We start from the raw sequence: 16,103 nt of genomic DNA, 5'->3' as shown, positions 1-16,103 counted from the left end.
TGGTGAAATTTATTCTCAAATAGAATCGCATCCCATCTGAGTATCCATGGCCCCCGTCACTCCGGCTGACGGGGCGCTGCCTGCTTCCAACAAGGGGTCACCGTGTTCAAGAAAGTCCTTTTCCAGCTGCACTGGTTCCTCGGCATCAGTGCCGGCCTGGTGTTGTCCCTCATGGGCGTCACCGGTGCCGCCTACAGCTTCCAGGACGAAATCCTCGACTGGCTCAACGCCGACACCCTGCGTATCGAGGTGAATGACAGCGGTGTGCTGCCGCCCGCCGAACTGGTGCGCAAGATCGAAGCCGCCGAGGGCAAGCAGGTTACCGGGCTCTGGGTGGAAACCCAGTCCGGCGGGCCGGCGCGGGTGTTCTTCATGCCGCCGCCCGGCGAGCGCCGCGGCCCCATGCGCTGGTTCGACCCCTACACCGGTGAGCTGCTCGGTGAGCCTATCGGCCAGCCCTTCTTCGGCCTGATGCTGCAACTGCACCGCTTCCTCGCCATGGGCGAGACCGGTAAGCAGATCACCGCCGCCAGCACCCTGGCACTGATCTTCTTCTGCCTCTCCGGCCTTTATCTACGCTGGCCGCGCCAGGCTGGCAGCTGGCGTGCCTGGCTGACCCTGGATTGGGCGCGCAAGGGCCGCAGCTTCAACTGGGACCTGCACGCGGTGGCCGGCACCTGGTGCCTGGCGCTCTACCTCCTGGCTGCACTGACCGGCCTGTTCTGGTCCTATGAGTGGTACCGCGCCGGCCTGCAGCGCCTGCTGGCCGATGCGCCACCCGTCGAACAGCAGCAGGGCAAGCCCGGCGAGCGCCGTGGCGAAGGCCGTGGCGAGCGCCGCGAAGGGGGACGCCCGGGCATGCAGCAAGCGCCGTCTGGCCCGCCGCTGGTGGTGGACTACGACGCCGTCTGGGCCAGCATCCGCGAGGCCGCCGGCCCCGGCATGACCGCCTACAACCTGCGCCTGCCCCCGGTGGGTGGCCAACCGGCCACGGTGTTCTACCTCCTGGGGGATTCCAGCCATCCCCGTGCCACCAACCAGATCACCCTCGACCCGGCCACCGGCAAGGTCGCCCGCGTCGAGCGCTACGCCGAGAAGAGCTTCAAGGCGCAGCTGCTCACCAGCATCTATGCCCTGCACGTGGGCGAATACTTCGGCCTGCCCGGGCGCATCCTGATGATGCTGGCGAGCCTCGCCATGCCCCTGTTCTTCATCACCGGCTGGCTGCTCTATCTCGACCGCCGGCGCAAGAAGCGCGCGATCAAGGCCGCTCGTGGCGGCCTCGGCAATGGGGGTGACGGCGAGCCCTGGCTGATCGGTTTCGCTAGCCAGAGCGGCTTCGCCGAGCAGCTCGCCTGGCAGAGCGCCGGCCAGCTCCAGGCCGCCGGCTACCCGGTGCGCGTGCAGCAGCTGGGCGAACTGGATGCCGGGCAACTGGCCGAGGCGCGCAACGCCCTGTTCGTGGTCAGCACCTTCGGTGATGGCGAGGCCCCGGACGCCGCCCGGGGCTTCGAGCGCAAGGTGCTGGGCCAGGCCTCGCAACTGGTCGACTTGCGCTTCGCCGTGCTCGCCCTGGGCGACCGCCAGTACCAGCACTTCTGTGGCTTCGCCCATCGCCTGCAGGCCTGGCTCCAGGGCCAGGGCGCCAACACCCTGTTCGACACGGTGGAAGTGGACAACGGCGACGCCGGCGCACTGCAGAGCTGGCAGCAACAACTGGCCAGCCTGTCCGGCTCCAGCCTGGTGCCGGCATGGACCGAGCAGCCTTTCGAAACCTGGACCCTGGCCGGCCGCGAACACCTCAACCCCGGCAGCCAGGGCGAATCCACCTGGCTGCTGCGCCTGGGCGCCCCGGCGGGTAGCCAGATCAGCTGGCAGGCCGGCGACCTGGTGGAAATCCTCCCGCGCCAGTCCGACTCGTGCATCCAGGGTTGGCTCGACCGCCATGGCCTCGACGGCGAGGCCCAGGTGACGGTGGATGGCATCGCCCAACCCCTGCGCCAGGCCCTGGGCGTACGCCTGCTGCCGGACTCCTTCGAGCACCTTGTAGGCCTGCACCCGCAGGCGCTGCTGGATGCGCTGATCGTGCTTTCGGTGCGCCAGTACTCCATCGCTTCCCTGGAAAGCGACGGCGCCTTGGAACTGATCGTGCGCCAGGAACAGCACGCCGACGGCACCCTGGGCATCGCCTCCGGCTGGCTCACCCACACGCTGCCGGTGGGCGCCAGCCTGCCGCTGCGCCTGCGTCGCAATGCCCGCTTCCACCGCCTGGAGGGTGAGCGCCCGGCCATCTTCATCGGCAACGGCACCGGTATCGCCGGCCTGCGTGCGCTGCTCAAGGCCAACGTCACCGCCGGCAACGGCCGCAACTGGCTGCTGTTCGGCGAGCGCAACCAGGCCCACGACTACTACTGCCGCGACGAGATCGAAGGCTGGCTGGCCAGTGGTGAGCTGGAGCGGCTGGACCTGGCCTTCTCCCGCGACCAGGCGCACAAGGTCTACGTGCAGGACCGCCTGCGCGAAGCCGGCGCCGAAGTGCGCGCCTGGGTCGAGGCGGGTGCGGTGTTCTACATCTGCGGCAGCCTGCAGGGCATGGCCGACGGCGTCGACCGTGTGCTCCGCGAACTGCTGGGCGACGAGGCCCTGGATGCCCTCGCCGCCGAAGGCCGCTACCGCCGCGACGTGTATTGATCGGTTCATGGGCTGTGCTTCGGACCCGGGTGTTCTTCCCGGGCTGAAGCCCGGGCTACGGGCGCCGATCCACCTGTGGATAACCCCATCTCGCACAGCCCGCCCGCTGTCGCCATAATCAGGCGATGAAAAATCGAATCCTGCTGAACTGCGACATGGGCGAGAGCTTCGGCGTCTGGACCATGGGCGACGACGAACACGCCATGCCGCTGGTGGACCAGGCCAACCTGGCCTGCGGCTTCCACGCCTCCGATCCCATGACCATGCAACGCACCGTCGACCTGGCGGTGCAGCACGGCGTGAGCATTGGCGCGCACCCGGCCTACCCGGACCTGATCGGCTTCGGCCGCCGGCAGATGGCCCTGTCGATGGAAGAGGTCCGCGCCCTGGTGCTCTACCAGATCGGCGCGCTGGACGCCTTCTGCCGGGCCGCCGGTACCCAGGTGGCCTACGTCAAACCCCATGGCGCGCTGTACAACGAGCTGGTGCGCAACGATGCCCTGCTGGAAGCGGTGCTGGACGCCTGTGCCAGTTACCGCCAGGGCCTGCCGCTGATGGTCCTCGCCCTGGCCGACAACCGCCGTGAAATACGCCTGGCAGACGAGGCGGATGTGCCGCTGATGTTCGAGGCCTTCGCCGACCGTGCCTACCTGGCCGACGGCCAGCTGGCGCCGCGCCGGCTGGAGGACGCGGTGCACCACGAGCCGGAGCGCATCATCGGGCAGGCCGTGGCCATCGCCCGGGGCGAGCCCTTCGCCGATATCGACGGCAAGCCGCTGCAACTGGTGGCCGACAGCCTCTGCGTGCACGGCGACAACCCGCAATCCCTGGCGGTGCTACGCCGGCTGCGAGCCTACCTGGACGCCTCGTGATCCGTATCGAACCGGTCGGCGCCGAGGCGTTGCTGCTGGTGCTGGCGGATGAGCCGGACAGCCGCCTGCCGCAACGCATCGCCCAGCTTGCCGCCACCCTGCATCAGCACTTCGGCCACCGGCTCCGCGAGCTGGTGCCGGGCTGGACCACCCTCCTGCTGCACTACGACCTGCTGCACACCGACCACCTTCGGCTGGCCGCCGAGCTGGCGCCGTTGCTGGAGCAGTGGCAGCGGGCGGCTACGGTCGAGCAGGCCGGGCGCTTGCATGAGCTGCCCGTCTGGTACGGCGGCGAGGACCTGGCCACGGTGGCCGATGCCTGTGGGCTCAGTACCGGGCAAGTGATCGAGCTGCACGCCGGGGTGGAATACCGTGTCGGCGCCATCGGCTTCGCGCCGGGGTTCGCCTACCTGGGCGAGCTGGATGCACGCCTCGCCCTGCCGCGGCGCGGCACGCCGCGCACGCGGGTGCCGGCGGGCAGCCTGGCCATCGCCGAGCGGCAGACGGCGATTTATCCACAGGCCTCACCGGGCGGTTGGCACCTGCTGGGCCTGTGCCCGACGGCGCTGTTCGACCCGGCGCGTGAACCGCCGTGCCCGCTAGCGCTGGGGGACCGCGTGCGCTTCGTACCCATCGATGAACGGACCTACCGCCGCGAACGGGGTGAGCCATGAACGGCCTGCGGGTGATCAAGGCCGGGCCCCTGAGCCTGCTGCAGGACGGCGGACGTGCCGGCTGGCAGCACCTGGGGGTGTCCCCGTGCGGGCCCATGGACCGCCACGCCGCCTGCTGGGCCAATCGCCTGCTGGGCAATGCGCCGGGCGCCAGCCTGGTCGAGATCGCCCTGGGCGGTGTCGAGTTGGAAAGCCTGGGCGATGGCTGGGTGGCGCTCTGTGGCGCGGACCTGCCCATCACCCTGGATGGCGAGGCGCGGCCCAACTGGTCGCGCTTTGCGCTGCGCGACGGGCAGCGCCTCAAGCTGGGCTTCGCCCGCAACGGCCAGCGGGCCTATCTCGCCATCACCGGTGGCTTTCGCGTCGAGCCGGTGCTGGGCAGCGTCGCCTGCCAGGTGCGTGAAGGCCTCGGCGGGCTGAACGGCCAAGGGGCGAAGCTGGCCGACGGCGACCTGTTGCCGGGCGGGGAAGGGCGTTTCGAGCGGGGCGCCAGCGTGCCCTGGCCCTGGCAGCCGGACTACCGCGCCGAGCGCCCGCTGCGGGTGATGCTCGGCGGCGATGCCGGGCAGTTCGCCGCTGACCAACTACAGGCTTTCTTCGAGCGACCCTGGCAGCTCAGCCCGCAATCGGATCGCATGGGCGCGCGCCTGCAGGGCGAGGCGATCCGTGCACCGCAGCGGCAATGGTCCCTGGGCGTGGTGCGCGGCACCGTGCAGGTCCCGCCGGACGGCCAGCCGATCATCCTCCAGGCCGACCAGCAGACCATGGGCGGCTACCCCATCCTCGGCTGGCTGCCCCCCCAGGATTGCGACCGCCTGGCCCAGTGCGCCGCGCACCAGGTACTGCGTTTCGAGGCTGTGGATATCCCGATCGTGCAGGCCGAGGTGCGCGAGTTCCGCCGCTTCTTCGGCGCCCGTTCGTAGGGCGTCGGGTTGCACCCGACCTACGGGTGACGTACCGGGTGCGCGTGCGTCATTTCGGCAGGTGGTTGAGGGGCAGCGGCCCCGGCGCCTTGACCGTCTGGATGGCGAAGTTGCTGCGGATGTCGCTGACGCCGGGCAGCTTGATCAGGTGGTTGGTGAGGAAGAGCTCGTAGGCGCGCAGGTCCGGCACCACCACTTGCAGCAGGAAATCCGCCTCGCCGGACACCAGGTGCACCGAGATCACTTCCGGCAGCAGCACCACCGCCTCGCGGAAGGCGTCGGCGCGGTCGGGGCTGTGGCGCTCGACCTTGATGCCGACGAACACCGTCAGCCCCAGGCCCACTTCGTAGCGGTCCAGGTCGGCCTGGTAGCCGCGTATCACCCCCGCCTCCTCCAGCAGGCGCACCCGGCGCAGGCAGGGCGAGGGGGAGAGGCCGATCTCCTCGGCCAGCTGCACGTTGCTCAGGCGGCCGTCGCGCTGGAGAGCGGCGAGTATCTTGTGGTCGAAGGCGTCCAGTTTTAGATTTGGCATAAATGGATGGTCCTGTCGGAGATATCTCCTTGTTCGTGCCAAACAGCATCCTCTTGTTGGCGTAATACGCAAGCACCTGCCCCGGCCTCCGGGCATAGAATTTTTCCTCCGGAAGACCTGTGGAGGAACGGGCGATGGCGGATATAGGCGTATTCCTGATGGCCCTGGCAGTGGCCTACCTGCTACCGGGGCCGGACATGATTCTGCTGCTGCAGACCGGCGCCCGGCAGGGGCGCGCCCTGGCGCTGGCCACCACCCTGGGGCTGGCGGTGGCGCGTGGCTGCCATGTGGCGCTGGCGGGGCTGGGCCTGGCGGTGCTGTTCCGCACCGCGCCCTGGACCTTCGACCTGGTGCGCCTGGCCGGCGCGGCCTACCTGTTGTGGATCGGCGTGCGCATCCTGCAGACGCCGGCCTCGCAACTGGTGGCCGGCAGCGGCGGGGATGGCGTTGCCCTGGGCGGTGCCTGGTGGCCGGCGATCCGCCGCGGGCTGTTGACCAACCTGCTCAACCCCAAGGCGCTGCTGTTCTGTTCGGTGCTGCTACCGCAGTTCGTCGACCCGGCGGCGGGGCCGCTGTTCGCCCAGTTCGCCCTGCTGGGGGCGGTGCTGGTGGGCGTGGGCCTGGCCTTCGATGCCTGCTATGCGCTGGCCGGTGCCGGCATCGGGCGTTGGTTGGGGCAACGGCCGCTGGCCCAGCGCATCCAGCAATGGCTGTTCGGCGGTGTGCTGGTGGGCTTCGGGGTGAGGTTGGCGCTATTGCGTGACATGTAGGGCGGGTGAAACCCGCGTGACAGGGGACGTATGTGTCGGGTTTCACCCGACCTGCGGGTATCGCGAATGAATTGGCTCTATCTGCGTTAGCTGTTGGTTTCTCTCAAGCACGGCGGGTGCCCAAGGGTTTCTGCCACCCCGCCGCATGGGTTTCGCTTCGCTCTACGCCATCCTACGAAAGCTGCCACCACCTGCGTGCGGGGTTGGTGCGCACCTCAATGTGAGGATTCGAGCGAAGAAAGCTGGAGCAGCCGCCAGCGCCCCTTTCAGGAGGCCGAGAGCAATCGTCGTTTTAGGGGTTGAGCGACATGGATGTCGCGAGAGCCTCGATGGGCCAGGGATGGCCCTTCGCGGCGTGCCCCTGGAACGATGATGGAGCGAGGGAAGTCTGGCGAAGCCAGACCCGTATGCAGGGGCAAGTTTTTTGGTTCCTTTTCAACGATTGGAAAAGGGACTCGCCCGGGGGGGCGAAACCAGAAGCGCCAACAAAACTCGGCAATCAGCTGGGCTCAATTCTTCTAGCAACACTTAACGTAGACACAGCTAATGCGTTCGTTCCCACAGAGCGGTCATGTTGCGGCGCCACGAGCCGGCGAACCCCATCGAGCGATGGGGTTCGTGGGGCGGGGTTACGGGGCGATGGTTTCGGCGTGGTGGCAGGCCACCTGGCGGGCGTCCAGCGCGCGCAGCTCGGGGACTTCCACCTGGCAGCGCTCGGTGGCGTAGGGGCAGCGCTTGTGGAAGGCGCAGCCGCTGGGCGGGTCGAGGGGGTTGGGCAGTTCGCCGACGATCTTGATCTTCGGCTTGGCCGGGTCCGGGTGGATGGTCGGCGTGGCCGAGAGCAGCGCGCGGGTGTAGGGGTGCAGCGGGCGCTCGTAGATGAGCTCCGCCGGGCCGATCTCCGCCGGGCGGCCGAGGTACATCACCAGCACGTCGTCCGCCACGTGCTGCACCACCGAGAGATTGTGGGAGATGAACACGTAGCCGGTGTTGAAGCGCTCCTGCAGGTCCATGAACAGGTTGAGCACCTGGGCCTGGATGGAAACGTCCAGCGCCGAGGTGGGTTCGTCCGCCACCAGCACCTTGGGGTTGAGCATCATGGCGCGGGCCAGGGCGATGCGCTGGCGCTGGCCGCCGGAGAACATGTGCGGGTAGCGCTGGTAGTGCTCGGGGCGCAGGCCCACCTGCTGCATCATCGCCTGCACCTGCTCGCGGCGCTCGGCGCGGGACAGCGAGGTGTTGATCAGCAGCGGCTCGGCCAGCTGGTCGCCGATCTTCTGCCGCGGGTTGAGGGATGCATAGGGGTTCTGGAACACCATCTGCACGTCGCGGCGCATCTGCTTGCGCTGCAGGCCGTTGGCGCGGGTGACTTCCTGCCCGGCGATCTGCAGGGAGCCGGAGCTGGGGATCTCGATCAGGGTCAGGGCGCGGGCCAGGGTGGACTTGCCGCAGCCGGATTCGCCGACCACGGCGAGGGTCTTGCCGGCCTGCAGTTCGAAGGACACGCCATTGAGGGCGCGCACCGTGGCCGTGCCTTTGAACAGGCCACGGGAGATGTCGTAGTGACGGGTCAGGTCACGGGCGGTCAGTACGGCAGTCATCAGGCCACCTCGCCGAGATTCAGGGGGAAGAAGCAGCGCACCGCGCCATGTTCGTGCGGGTCCAGGCCGGGGCGACGCTCGCGGCAGCTGGCCTGGGCGTAGGGGCAGCGCGGCGACAGCAGGCAGCCGTGGGGCCGGTCGTAGCGGCCGGGGACGATGCCGGGCAGGGTGGCCAGGCGGCGCTGGCCCTGGCTGTGCTCGGGAATCGCCTTGAGCAGTGCTTCGGTGTAGGGGTGGGTGGGTTCGTCGAACAGGCGCGGTACTTCGCCTATCTCCACCGCCTGGCCGGCGTACATCACGCAGACGCGGTCGGCGGTTTCGGCGACCACCGCCAGGTCGTGGGTGATCAGCACCAGGGCCATGTCGTGGTCGCGCTGCAGGTCCAGCAGCAGGTCCATGATCTGCGCCTGGATGGTCACGTCGAGGGCGGTGGTGGGTTCGTCGGCGATCAGCAGCTTGGGTTCGGCGGCGATGGCCATGGCGATGGCCACGCGCTGGCTCATGCCCCCGGAGAGCTGGTGCGGGTAGGCGTCGAGGCGGCTGGCGGCGCCGGGTATCTCCACCCGCTCCAGCAGTTCCAGGGCGCGCTGGCGGGCGGCACGGCCCTTGAGGCCGAGGTGCTGCTGCAGCACTTCCTCGATCTGGAAGCCCACGGTGTAGCTGGGGTTGAGGGCGGTCATCGGGTCCTGGAAGACCATGGCCAGGTCCTTGCCGACGATGTGGCGGCGCTGCTTGCCCTTGAGGCGCAGCATGTCGGTGCCGTCGAACTGCATGCTGTCGGCGGTGACCTTGCCGGGGGCGTCGATCAGGCCCATCAGCGCCATCATGGTCACCGACTTGCCGGAGCCGGACTCGCCGACGATGGCCAGCACCTCGCCCTTGTTCACGGAGAGGTCGAGGCCGTCGACCACCGGTACCGCATTGGCGTCGCCGAAGCGTACGCCGAGGTTCTTGATATCCAGAAGGCTCATGGTGGGCTCCTCAGACGGCATTCTTGAGTTTCGGGTCCAGCGCGTCGCGCAGGCCGTCGCCCATCAGGTTGATCGCCAGCACGCTGAGCAGGATGGTCAGGCCGGGCAGCGAGACCACCCACCAGGCGCGCTCGATGTAGTCGCGGGCGGAGGCCAGCATGGTTCCCCATTCCGGGGTCGGCGGTTGCACGCCGAGGCCGAGGAAGCCAAGGGCCGCGGCATCGAGGATGGCGGAGGAGAAGCTCAGGGTCGCCTGGACGATCAGCGGCGCCATGCAGTTGGGCAGCACGGTGATGAACATCAGGCGGAAGATGCCGGCACCGGCGAGGCGCGAGGCGGTGACGTAGTCGCGGTTGCGCTCGACCATCACCGCGGCGCGGGTCAGGCGCACGTAGGAGGGCAGCGAGACGATGGCGATGGCGATCACGGTGTTGATCAGCCCTGGGCCGAGGATGGCGACGATGGCCACCGCCAGCAGCAGCGAGGGCAGGGCCAGCATGATGTCCATCAGGCGCATGATCAGCATGCCCAGCAGCGGGGCGAAGCCGGCGATCAGGCCCAGGAGGATGCCGGGCAGCAGCGACATCACCACCGAGGCGAGGCCGATGAGCAGCGACAGGCGGGCGCCGTGGATCAGCCGCGAGAGCAGGTCGCGGCCCAGCTCGTCGGTGCCGAGCACGAACTGCCACTGGCCGCCTTCGAGCCAGGCCGGCGGGGTCAGCAGGGCGTCGCGGAATTGCTCGCTGGGGTCATAGGGCGCGATCCAGGGCGCGAACAGCGCGCAGATCACGATGATCACCATGAAGGCGAGGCCGCCGACGGCGCCCTTGTTGTGGGAGAAGGCCCGCCAGAATTCCTTCATCGGCGAGGGGTAGAGGATGGCCGGTTCGACCGTGTTCTGAGCGATGGTCATGACGGGGCCTCAGCGCTGGTGGCGAATGCGTGGGTTGGCGAAGCCGTAGAGCACATCCACGACGAAGTTCACCAGGATCACCAGGCAGGCGATCAGCAGGATGCCGTTCTGCACCACCGGGTAATCGCGGGCGCCGATCGATTCGATCAGCCATTTGCCGATGCCCGGCCAGGAGAAGATGGTTTCGGTGAGCACGGCACCGGCCAGCAGCGTGCCGACCTGCAGGCCGAACACCGTGAGCACCGGGATCAGCGCGTTGCGCAGGCCGTGGACGAAGACCACGCGAGCCGGCGACAGGCCCTTGGCGCGGGCGGTGCGCACGTAGTCCTCGCGCAGCACCTCGAGCATGGCCGAGCGGGTCATGCGGGCGATCACCGCCAGGGGGATGGTGCCGAGCACGATGGCCGGCAGGATCAGGTGGCGCAGGGCGTCGAGGAAGGCGCCTTCCTCGTCTGACAGCAGCGTGTCGATGAGCATGAAGCCGGTGACCGGCTCGATGTCGTAGAGCAGGTCGATGCGCCCGGAGACCGGTGTCCAGCCGAGCCAGACGGAGAAGAACATGATCAGCAGCAGGCCCCACCAGAAGATCGGCATGGAATAGCCCGCCAGCGAGATGCCCATCACCCCGTGGTCGAACAGCGAGCCGCGCTTGAGCGCTGCGATCACCCCGGCCAGCAGGCCCAGGGTGCCGGCGAACAGCAGGGCGGCCAGGGCCAGCTCCAGGGTCGCGGGGAACAGTGTGAGGAATTCGTGCCAGACGCTTTCGCGGGTGCGCAGGGACTCGCCCAAATCACCCTTGGCGAGCTTGCCGATGTAATCGAAGTACTGCTCGCGCAGGGGTTTGTCGAGGCCGAGGCGGGTCATCGCCTGGGCATGCATTTCGGGGTCGACCCGGCGTTCGCCCATCATCACTTCGACCGGGTCGCCCGGGATCAGGCGGATCAGCGCGAAGGTGAGCAGGGTGATGCCGAAGAAGGTGGGGATCAGAAGCCCCAGTCGGCGGGCGATGAAACTTAGCATCTCGGTGGTTGACTCCTCAGGTATCACGCCCGCTTCCGCTTGTGACGGTGGGCGGGCGCCGTTCTTGTTGTTGGGAGCGTCGCGGCTGTGGGTTGGACCGCCGCGACGCTGCCGTTACTTCACCCGGGTGGTGGCGAAGTTGTTGTTGCTCAATGGGCTGATCACGTAGCCGTCGATATTGCTGCGGCGCACATTGAACAGCTTAGGGTGTGCCAGGGGAATCCATGGGGCCTGGTTGTGAAATACCTCCAGGGCCTGTTCATAGAGCTTCGCCCGCTCCGCCGGCTCGCTCACGGTGCGGGCCTTCTGCATCAGTGTTTCGAAGTCCTGGTCGCACCAGCGCGCCTGGTTTTCCCCCGACTTGGCCGCCGCGCACGACAGGTTGGGGCTGAGGAAGTTGTCCGGGTCGCCGTTGTCGCCGGCCCAGCCCAGCAGCACCATGTCGTGCTCGCCGCCCTTGGAGCGCTTGAGCAGCTCGCCCCACTCCAGCGAGCGGATGGTCATCTGGATGCCGGCCTTGGCCAGATCCGCTTGCATCATCTGTGCCGCCAGCGCGGGGTTGGGGATGGTAGGCGAGGTGCCGTTGCGGATGAAGAGGGTGATCTTCAGGTCCTTCACGCCGGCTTCGGCGAGCAGCGCGCGGGCCTTCTGCGGGTCGTGGGGCCAATCCTGTATCTGGTGGTTGTAGCCCAGCAGCGTCGGCGGGTAGGGGTTGACCGCGGCGCTGGCGGCGCCCGGGCCGAACACCGCGCCGAGCAGGGCCTGTTTGTCGATGGAGAGGTTGATGGCCTGGCGCACGCGGGCGTCGTCCAGCGGCTTGTGCTCGGTGTTGATGGCCACGTAGGTGGTCAGCAGCGCGTCGATCTCGTCCACCGCCAGGCGCGGGTCGTTGCGGATGCCGGCCACATCCTCGGGTTTCGGGTAGAGCGCCAGCTGGCACTCGCCGGCGCGCACCTTCTGCAGGCGCACGTTGGGGTCGAGGGTGATGGCGAAGATCAGGTTGTCGATCTCGGGCTTGCCGCGGAAGTAGTCCGGGTTGGCCTTGTAGCGCACCTGGGCGTCCTTGGCGTAGCGGTTGAAGACGAAGGGGCCGGTGCCGACGGGCAACTGGTTGAGCTGGTTGGTCTTGCCCGCCGCCAGCAGCTGGTCGCCGTACTCGGCCGAGTAGATGGAGGCGAAGGGCATGGCCATGTCGGCGAGGAAGGGTGCTTCCGGGTGGGTGAGGGTGAAGCGCACGGTGAGCGCGTCGACCTTCTCCACGGACTTGATCAGCTCGCGCATGCCCATGGCGTCGAAGTAGGCGTAGCCGCGCTGCGCCGATTCATGCCAGGGGTGCTTGGGGTCGAGGGCGCGCTGGAAGGTCCAGACCACGTCGTCGGCGTTGAACGGCCGGCTGGGGGTGAACCAGTCGGTGGCGTGGAACTTCACGTCCGGGCGCAGGCGGAAGGTGTAGACCAGGCCGTCGTCGCTGATTTCCCAGCTGGTGGCCAGGCCGGGGATCAGCTCGGTGGTGCCGGGCTTGAAGCCGAGCAGGCGGCTGAATACGGTCTCGGCGGTGGCGTCGGCGGTCACCGCGCCGGTGTATTGCACGATGTCGAAGCCCTCGGGCGCGGCTTCGGTGCAGACCACCAGGTTCTGGGCCTGGGCGCTGGCGGCGGCGAGGGCGGCCAGCAGGGGCAGGTAACGCATCTTCATGTCGGGTCCTCCAGGCGCCGGCGCGGGGCCGGCGCCGCATCCATGTCAGAGCAGGTCGAAGGGGAAGGTGCTGACGATACGCAGCTCGTTCACGCTGCCGTCGATCTGCTGCTTGCTCGCCTTGTGGGACATGTAGGTGACCTTGAAGGTGCTGTCCTTGATGGTCCCGCTCTGCACCTTGTAGGCCGCCATCAGGCCGTATTCACGATGGCGCTCGTCGTCCATGGCGCGCACCTCGGCGTAGTTGCCGTAAGCACCGTTGCGGTCACCGTCGTAGTGGGTGCCGTCGATGTCCCAGCCCTTGGCGTACCAGGCGGTGGTGGAGAAACCGGGGATGCCGAAGTAGCTCCAGTCGGTCTCGTAGCGGATCTGCGCGGACTTCTCGTTGGGGCTGTTGTAGTCCGAGAGCAGGGAGTTGGCCAGGTAGATGGCGGCGGTTTCGTGGATGTAGTCGAAGTACTCGTTGCCGTCGACCTGCTGCCAGGCGAGGGTCAGCGCGTGGGCCTGGTGGGCCAGGGTGAAGGCCAGGCTGAAGGTGTCGTTGTCGATGTAGCCGGCCTTGCGGTCGCCGGTGTCGCGGGTGCGGTAGCCGTTGAAGGCGGTGCGCAGGGACAGGGTCTCGCGGTCGCCCAGGTCGTGGGCCACGCTCAGGTAGTACTGGTCCCAGACGTCTTCGAAGCGGCCGGCGTAGACGGCGACCTCGAGGTTATCCAGCGGCTTGTAGTTGCCGCCGAGGTAATGCATGTGCTCGCCCGTGACCTCGCGGGTGCCGTATTCGGTGGTGAAGGCTTCGTCGCCGGCGCCGGTACGCGGGCTGGCGCGGCGGAAGCTGCCGGCCTGCAGGGCGAGGCCGTCGAACTCTTCGCTGGTCACCGCGTAGCCGGTGAAGCTGGAGGGCAGGGCGCGGTTGTCGATGTAGCTGAGCACCGGGGTGTCCACCAGGAAACGGCCGGCCTTGAGCTCGGTGTTGGAGGCGCGCAGACGCACGTTGGCGACACCGAGCTTGGACCATTCCTCCTGGCCGTGGCCGTTGCTGTCGGCCAGGGTGCGGTTGCCGCCACCGCCGATGCGGCCCTTGCCGCGCTCGAGGTTGATGGCGCTGAAGGCGGCCACGTCCAGGCCGAAGCCGATGGTGCCTTCGGTGTAGCCGGAGCTGTATTTCAGCTGGGTGCCCTGCACCCAGGCGCGGCGGCTGTGGGTACGCTGCCGGCCGTCATCCTTGGGGATGGTGAAGCCGAAGCCGTCCTTCATCTGCTCGCGGGCGGCGAAGTTGCGGGTGCTCAGGCTCAGGCTCTGGCCTTCGAGGAAGCCGGTGGCGCCGGCCTGGCCCTTCACCGGTTTCTCCACCGACGGGATGTTCTGCACCTGGGCGGCGTAGCTGGGGTTCTCGGGCACCGGCGGGACCTTTTCCTCTTCGGCGGCGAAGAGGTGTGCGCTGGCAGCCATCAGCGCCAGTCCCAGGGTTGCTCGTTGGAAGGGGGTGGATTTCATCACGTGTGCTCCTTTTTTGTTATCGCTTCTTCATCGAAACAAGGAACGCTCATGCGGACTGCCGCCGACGCCGGGCAAGCCGGTGCCGACGCGCGCAAGCGCAGCATCCTTGCGAACTCGTTGGGGCAGGTATGAAAGGGGCCTCCTCCGATCTGGCGTCGGATGGAGATGGGGTTCACGGAGTGGCCCGGAACGGGCCGCGAAAGCCGGCGGGCGTGGGGCCCGCCGGGTTCGTCAGGTGCGGTCAGGGCGCATTGGATACGCCGTAGAAGGAGTTGGTGGAGAAGGGGCTGATCTTGAAGCCCTGCACGCTCTTGCTCATGGGCTGGTAGACGGTGGAGTGGGCGATCGGGGTGATCGGCACTTCACGTTGCAGCAGCTGCTGGGCCTGCTTGTACAGCTCGGTGCGCTGGGCCTGGTCGGTGACATTCTTGGCCTGCTTGACCAGCTTGTCGTAGTCCTTGTCGCACCACTTGGAGAAGTTGTTGCCGTTGATCGAGTCGCAGCCATAGAGGGTGCCGAGCCAGTTGTCCGGGTCACCGTTGTCGCCGGTCCAGCCGATCAGCATGGCGTCGTGCTCGCCAGCGTGGGCACGCTTGATGTACTCGCCCCACTCGTAGCTGACGATGCGCGCCTTGATGCCGACCTTGGCCCAGTCGGCCTGGAGCATCTCGGCCATCAGCCGTGCGTTGGGGTTGTAGGGACGCTGCACGGGCATGGCCCAGAGGGTGATCTCGGTGCCTTCCTTGACGCCGGCGGCCTTGAGCAGCTCGCGGGCCTTCTCGGGGTTGTACTCGCTGCCCTTGATGGTCTCGTCGTAGGACCACTGGGTCGGCGGCATGGCGTTGACCGCCAGCTGGCCGGCGCCCTGGTACACGGCCTGGATGATCGCCGGCTTGTTCACCGCGATGTCCAGCGCGCGACGCACCTCGACCTTGTCGAAGGGCGCGTGGGTGACGTTGTAGGCGATGTAGCCGAGGTTGAAGCCGGGGTTCGACGGCACCTGCAGCTTGGCGTTCTGCTTCAGCGACTCGAGGTCGGCGGGGCGCGGGTTGAGGGTGATCTGGCACTCGCCGGCCTTGAGCTTCTGCGCGCGGACCGAGGCGTCGGTGTTGATGGAGAAGATCAGGTTGTCGATCTTCACCTCATCCGGCTGCCAGTAGTCCTTGTTGCCGGCGAAGCGGATCTGCGCGTCCTTCTGGTAGCGCTTGAACACGAAGGGGCCGGTACCGATGGGCTTCTGGTTCAGCTCGGCGGCCTTGCCGGCCTTGAGCAGCTGGTCGGCGTATTCGGCTGAATGCACCACGGCGAAAGGCATCGCCAGGTTCTGGATGAAGGCGGCGTCCACGGTGTTGAGGGTGAAGCGCACGGTGTGCTCGTCGACCTTCTCGACCTTGGCGATGTTCTTGTCCAGGCCCATGTCGGTGAAGTAGGGGAACTCGCTGGGGTACGCCTTACGGAACGGGTGTTCCTTGTCGATCATGCGCTGGAAGGTGAAGAGCACATCGTCGGCGTTGAATTCGCGGCTGGGCTTGAAGTAGTCGGTGCTGTGGAACTTCACGCCGGGGCGCAGGTGGAAGGTGTAGCTGAGGTTGTCCGGGGAGATGTCCCACTTCTCTGCGAGGGCGGGGACGGCCTGGGTGCTGCCTCGTTCGAACTGCACCAGGCGGTTGAACAGGGTTTCGGAAGCCGCGTCGAAATCGGTGCCGGTGGTGTACTGGCCGGGGTCGAAGCCCGCTGGGCTGCCCTCGGAGCAGAACACCAGGTTGCTGGCGGCGGAAACGAATGGGGAACCGAGAAGCAGGCCTGCGGCGAGCAGGGCCTGGATGGGGGTGTTCTTGCGCATGCAAACCTCAATTTGTTCTTTTTCTGAGGGCGTCATGTGCGTGGCGGCCTTTTGGACCGAGCACATGCATCGGTACACCCCGCTGCATTCCGGGTCCCTGGTCG

Annotated in this window: 13 protein-coding genes; 5 read left to right on the top strand and 8 right to left on the bottom strand. The window is 67.6% G+C overall.

Going from position 1 to position 16,103, the window contains the following annotated elements; genetic code table 11:
- Positions 1 to 102: 102 nt before the first annotated feature.
- From OEJ36_RS04835 to OEJ36_RS04820, 4 genes are all read left to right on the top strand, one after another.
- Positions 103 to 2,691, top strand: a complete 2,589-nt coding sequence (locus tag OEJ36_RS04835) for a sulfite reductase flavoprotein subunit alpha (protein ID WP_263400569.1) — start codon at positions 103 to 105, stop codon at positions 2,689 to 2,691.
- 125 nt (positions 2,692 to 2,816) lie between these two features.
- Positions 2,817 to 3,563: a 5-oxoprolinase subunit PxpA gene (locus tag OEJ36_RS04830; protein ID WP_263400568.1), complete on the top strand. Its 747-nt coding sequence runs from the start codon at positions 2,817 to 2,819 to the stop codon at positions 3,561 to 3,563.
- Positions 3,560 to 4,237 (top strand): 5-oxoprolinase subunit PxpB, encoded by a 678-nt coding sequence (pxpB, locus tag OEJ36_RS04825; RefSeq protein WP_263400567.1) that lies wholly within the window; start codon positions 3,560 to 3,562, stop codon positions 4,235 to 4,237. Before OEJ36_RS04830 ends, pxpB begins: the two co-directional genes overlap by 4 nt.
- A complete protein-coding gene (locus OEJ36_RS04820) occupies positions 4,234 to 5,160 on the top strand; it encodes a biotin-dependent carboxyltransferase family protein (protein WP_263400566.1) in 927 nt (308 codons plus the stop codon). The genes pxpB and OEJ36_RS04820 overlap by 4 nt, the downstream gene beginning before the upstream one ends.
- Positions 5,161 to 5,209: 49 nt before the next feature.
- Here the strand turns inward: OEJ36_RS04820 and OEJ36_RS04815 are convergent, their stop codons facing one another.
- Positions 5,210 to 5,692 (bottom strand): Lrp/AsnC family transcriptional regulator, encoded by a 483-nt coding sequence (locus tag OEJ36_RS04815; RefSeq protein WP_263400565.1) that lies wholly within the window; start codon positions 5,690 to 5,692, stop codon positions 5,210 to 5,212.
- A 134-nt stretch (positions 5,693 to 5,826) separates the two neighbouring features.
- Between OEJ36_RS04815 and OEJ36_RS04810 the strand changes: the two genes are divergently transcribed.
- Complete coding sequence (locus tag OEJ36_RS04810) at positions 5,827 to 6,462, top strand: LysE family translocator (RefSeq protein WP_263400563.1); 636 nt, start codon at positions 5,827 to 5,829, stop codon at positions 6,460 to 6,462.
- A gap of 629 nt (positions 6,463 to 7,091) precedes the next feature.
- On the opposite strand, the gene OEJ36_RS04805 is transcribed toward OEJ36_RS04810, so the two are convergent.
- The 7 genes from OEJ36_RS04805 to OEJ36_RS04775 all read right to left on the bottom strand — a co-directional run bounded on the left by OEJ36_RS04805 (position 7,092) and on the right by OEJ36_RS04775 (position 15,999).
- On the bottom strand, positions 7,092 to 8,063 hold the full coding sequence (locus tag OEJ36_RS04805) for a peptide ABC transporter ATP-binding protein (protein WP_263400562.1): 972 nt from the start codon (positions 8,061 to 8,063) through the stop codon (positions 7,092 to 7,094).
- Entirely contained in the window at positions 8,063 to 9,034 is a 972-nt protein-coding gene (locus tag OEJ36_RS04800) for an ABC transporter ATP-binding protein (RefSeq protein WP_184488641.1), read from the bottom strand. The genes OEJ36_RS04805 and OEJ36_RS04800 overlap by 1 nt, the downstream gene beginning before the upstream one ends.
- 10 nt (positions 9,035 to 9,044) lie before the next feature.
- The gene (locus tag OEJ36_RS04795) at positions 9,045 to 9,947 is read right to left on the bottom strand and encodes an ABC transporter permease subunit (protein WP_184488642.1); all 903 of its coding nucleotides are present in this window, start codon (positions 9,945 to 9,947) and stop codon (positions 9,045 to 9,047) included.
- A 9-nt stretch (positions 9,948 to 9,956) separates the two neighbouring features.
- Positions 9,957 to 10,967: an ABC transporter permease subunit gene (locus tag OEJ36_RS04790; RefSeq protein WP_021217741.1), complete on the bottom strand. Its 1,011-nt coding sequence runs from the start codon at positions 10,965 to 10,967 to the stop codon at positions 9,957 to 9,959.
- Between the two features lie 114 nt (positions 10,968 to 11,081).
- A complete protein-coding gene (locus tag OEJ36_RS04785; protein WP_184488643.1) occupies positions 11,082 to 12,662 on the bottom strand; it encodes an ABC transporter substrate-binding protein in 1,581 nt (526 codons plus the stop codon).
- A gap of 45 nt (positions 12,663 to 12,707) precedes the next feature.
- Positions 12,708 to 14,153, bottom strand: a complete 1,446-nt coding sequence (locus tag OEJ36_RS04780) for an OprD family porin (protein ID WP_263400561.1) — start codon at positions 14,151 to 14,153, stop codon at positions 12,708 to 12,710.
- A 244-nt stretch (positions 14,154 to 14,397) separates the two neighbouring features.
- On the bottom strand, positions 14,398 to 15,999 hold the full coding sequence (locus OEJ36_RS04775) for an ABC transporter substrate-binding protein (protein WP_021217744.1): 1,602 nt from the start codon (positions 15,997 to 15,999) through the stop codon (positions 14,398 to 14,400).
- Between the last annotated feature and the right edge of the window lie 104 nt (positions 16,000 to 16,103).

The sequence above is a fragment of the Pseudomonas sp. PDM13 genome, from assembly GCF_025685765.1.
Lineage (GTDB): Bacteria > Pseudomonadota > Gammaproteobacteria > Pseudomonadales > Pseudomonadaceae > Metapseudomonas > Metapseudomonas solani.
The sequence above is the reverse complement of the archived record's forward strand: the minus strand, read 5'-3'. Positions and strand labels throughout refer to the sequence as shown.

Bases quoted from the DNA above. Each gene is read 5' to 3' on its own strand.
- OEJ36_RS04830 (WP_263400568.1), top strand. From the start codon at position 2,817: ATGAAAAATCGAATCCTGCTGAACTGCGACATGGGCGAGAGCTTCGGC.
- OEJ36_RS04820 (WP_263400566.1), top strand. From the start codon at position 4,234: ATGAACGGCCTGCGGGTGATCAAGGCCGGGCCCCTGAGCCTGCTGCAG.
- OEJ36_RS04815 (WP_263400565.1), bottom strand. From the start codon at position 5,692: ATGCCAAATCTAAAACTGGACGCCTTCGACCACAAGATACTCGCCGCT.
- OEJ36_RS04810 (WP_263400563.1), top strand. From the start codon at position 5,827: ATGGCGGATATAGGCGTATTCCTGATGGCCCTGGCAGTGGCCTACCTG.
- OEJ36_RS04805 (WP_263400562.1), bottom strand. From the start codon at position 8,063: ATGACTGCCGTACTGACCGCCCGTGACCTGACCCGTCACTACGACATC.
- OEJ36_RS04800 (WP_184488641.1), bottom strand. From the start codon at position 9,034: ATGAGCCTTCTGGATATCAAGAACCTCGGCGTACGCTTCGGCGACGCC.
- OEJ36_RS04795 (WP_184488642.1), bottom strand. From the start codon at position 9,947: ATGACCATCGCTCAGAACACGGTCGAACCGGCCATCCTCTACCCCTCG.
- OEJ36_RS04790 (WP_021217741.1), bottom strand. From the start codon at position 10,967: ATGCTAAGTTTCATCGCCCGCCGACTGGGGCTTCTGATCCCCACCTTC.
- OEJ36_RS04785 (WP_184488643.1), bottom strand. From the start codon at position 12,662: ATGAAGATGCGTTACCTGCCCCTGCTGGCCGCCCTCGCCGCCGCCAGC.
- OEJ36_RS04780 (WP_263400561.1), bottom strand. From the start codon at position 14,153: ATGAAATCCACCCCCTTCCAACGAGCAACCCTGGGACTGGCGCTGATG.
- OEJ36_RS04775 (WP_021217744.1), bottom strand. From the start codon at position 15,999: ATGCGCAAGAACACCCCCATCCAGGCCCTGCTCGCCGCAGGCCTGCTT.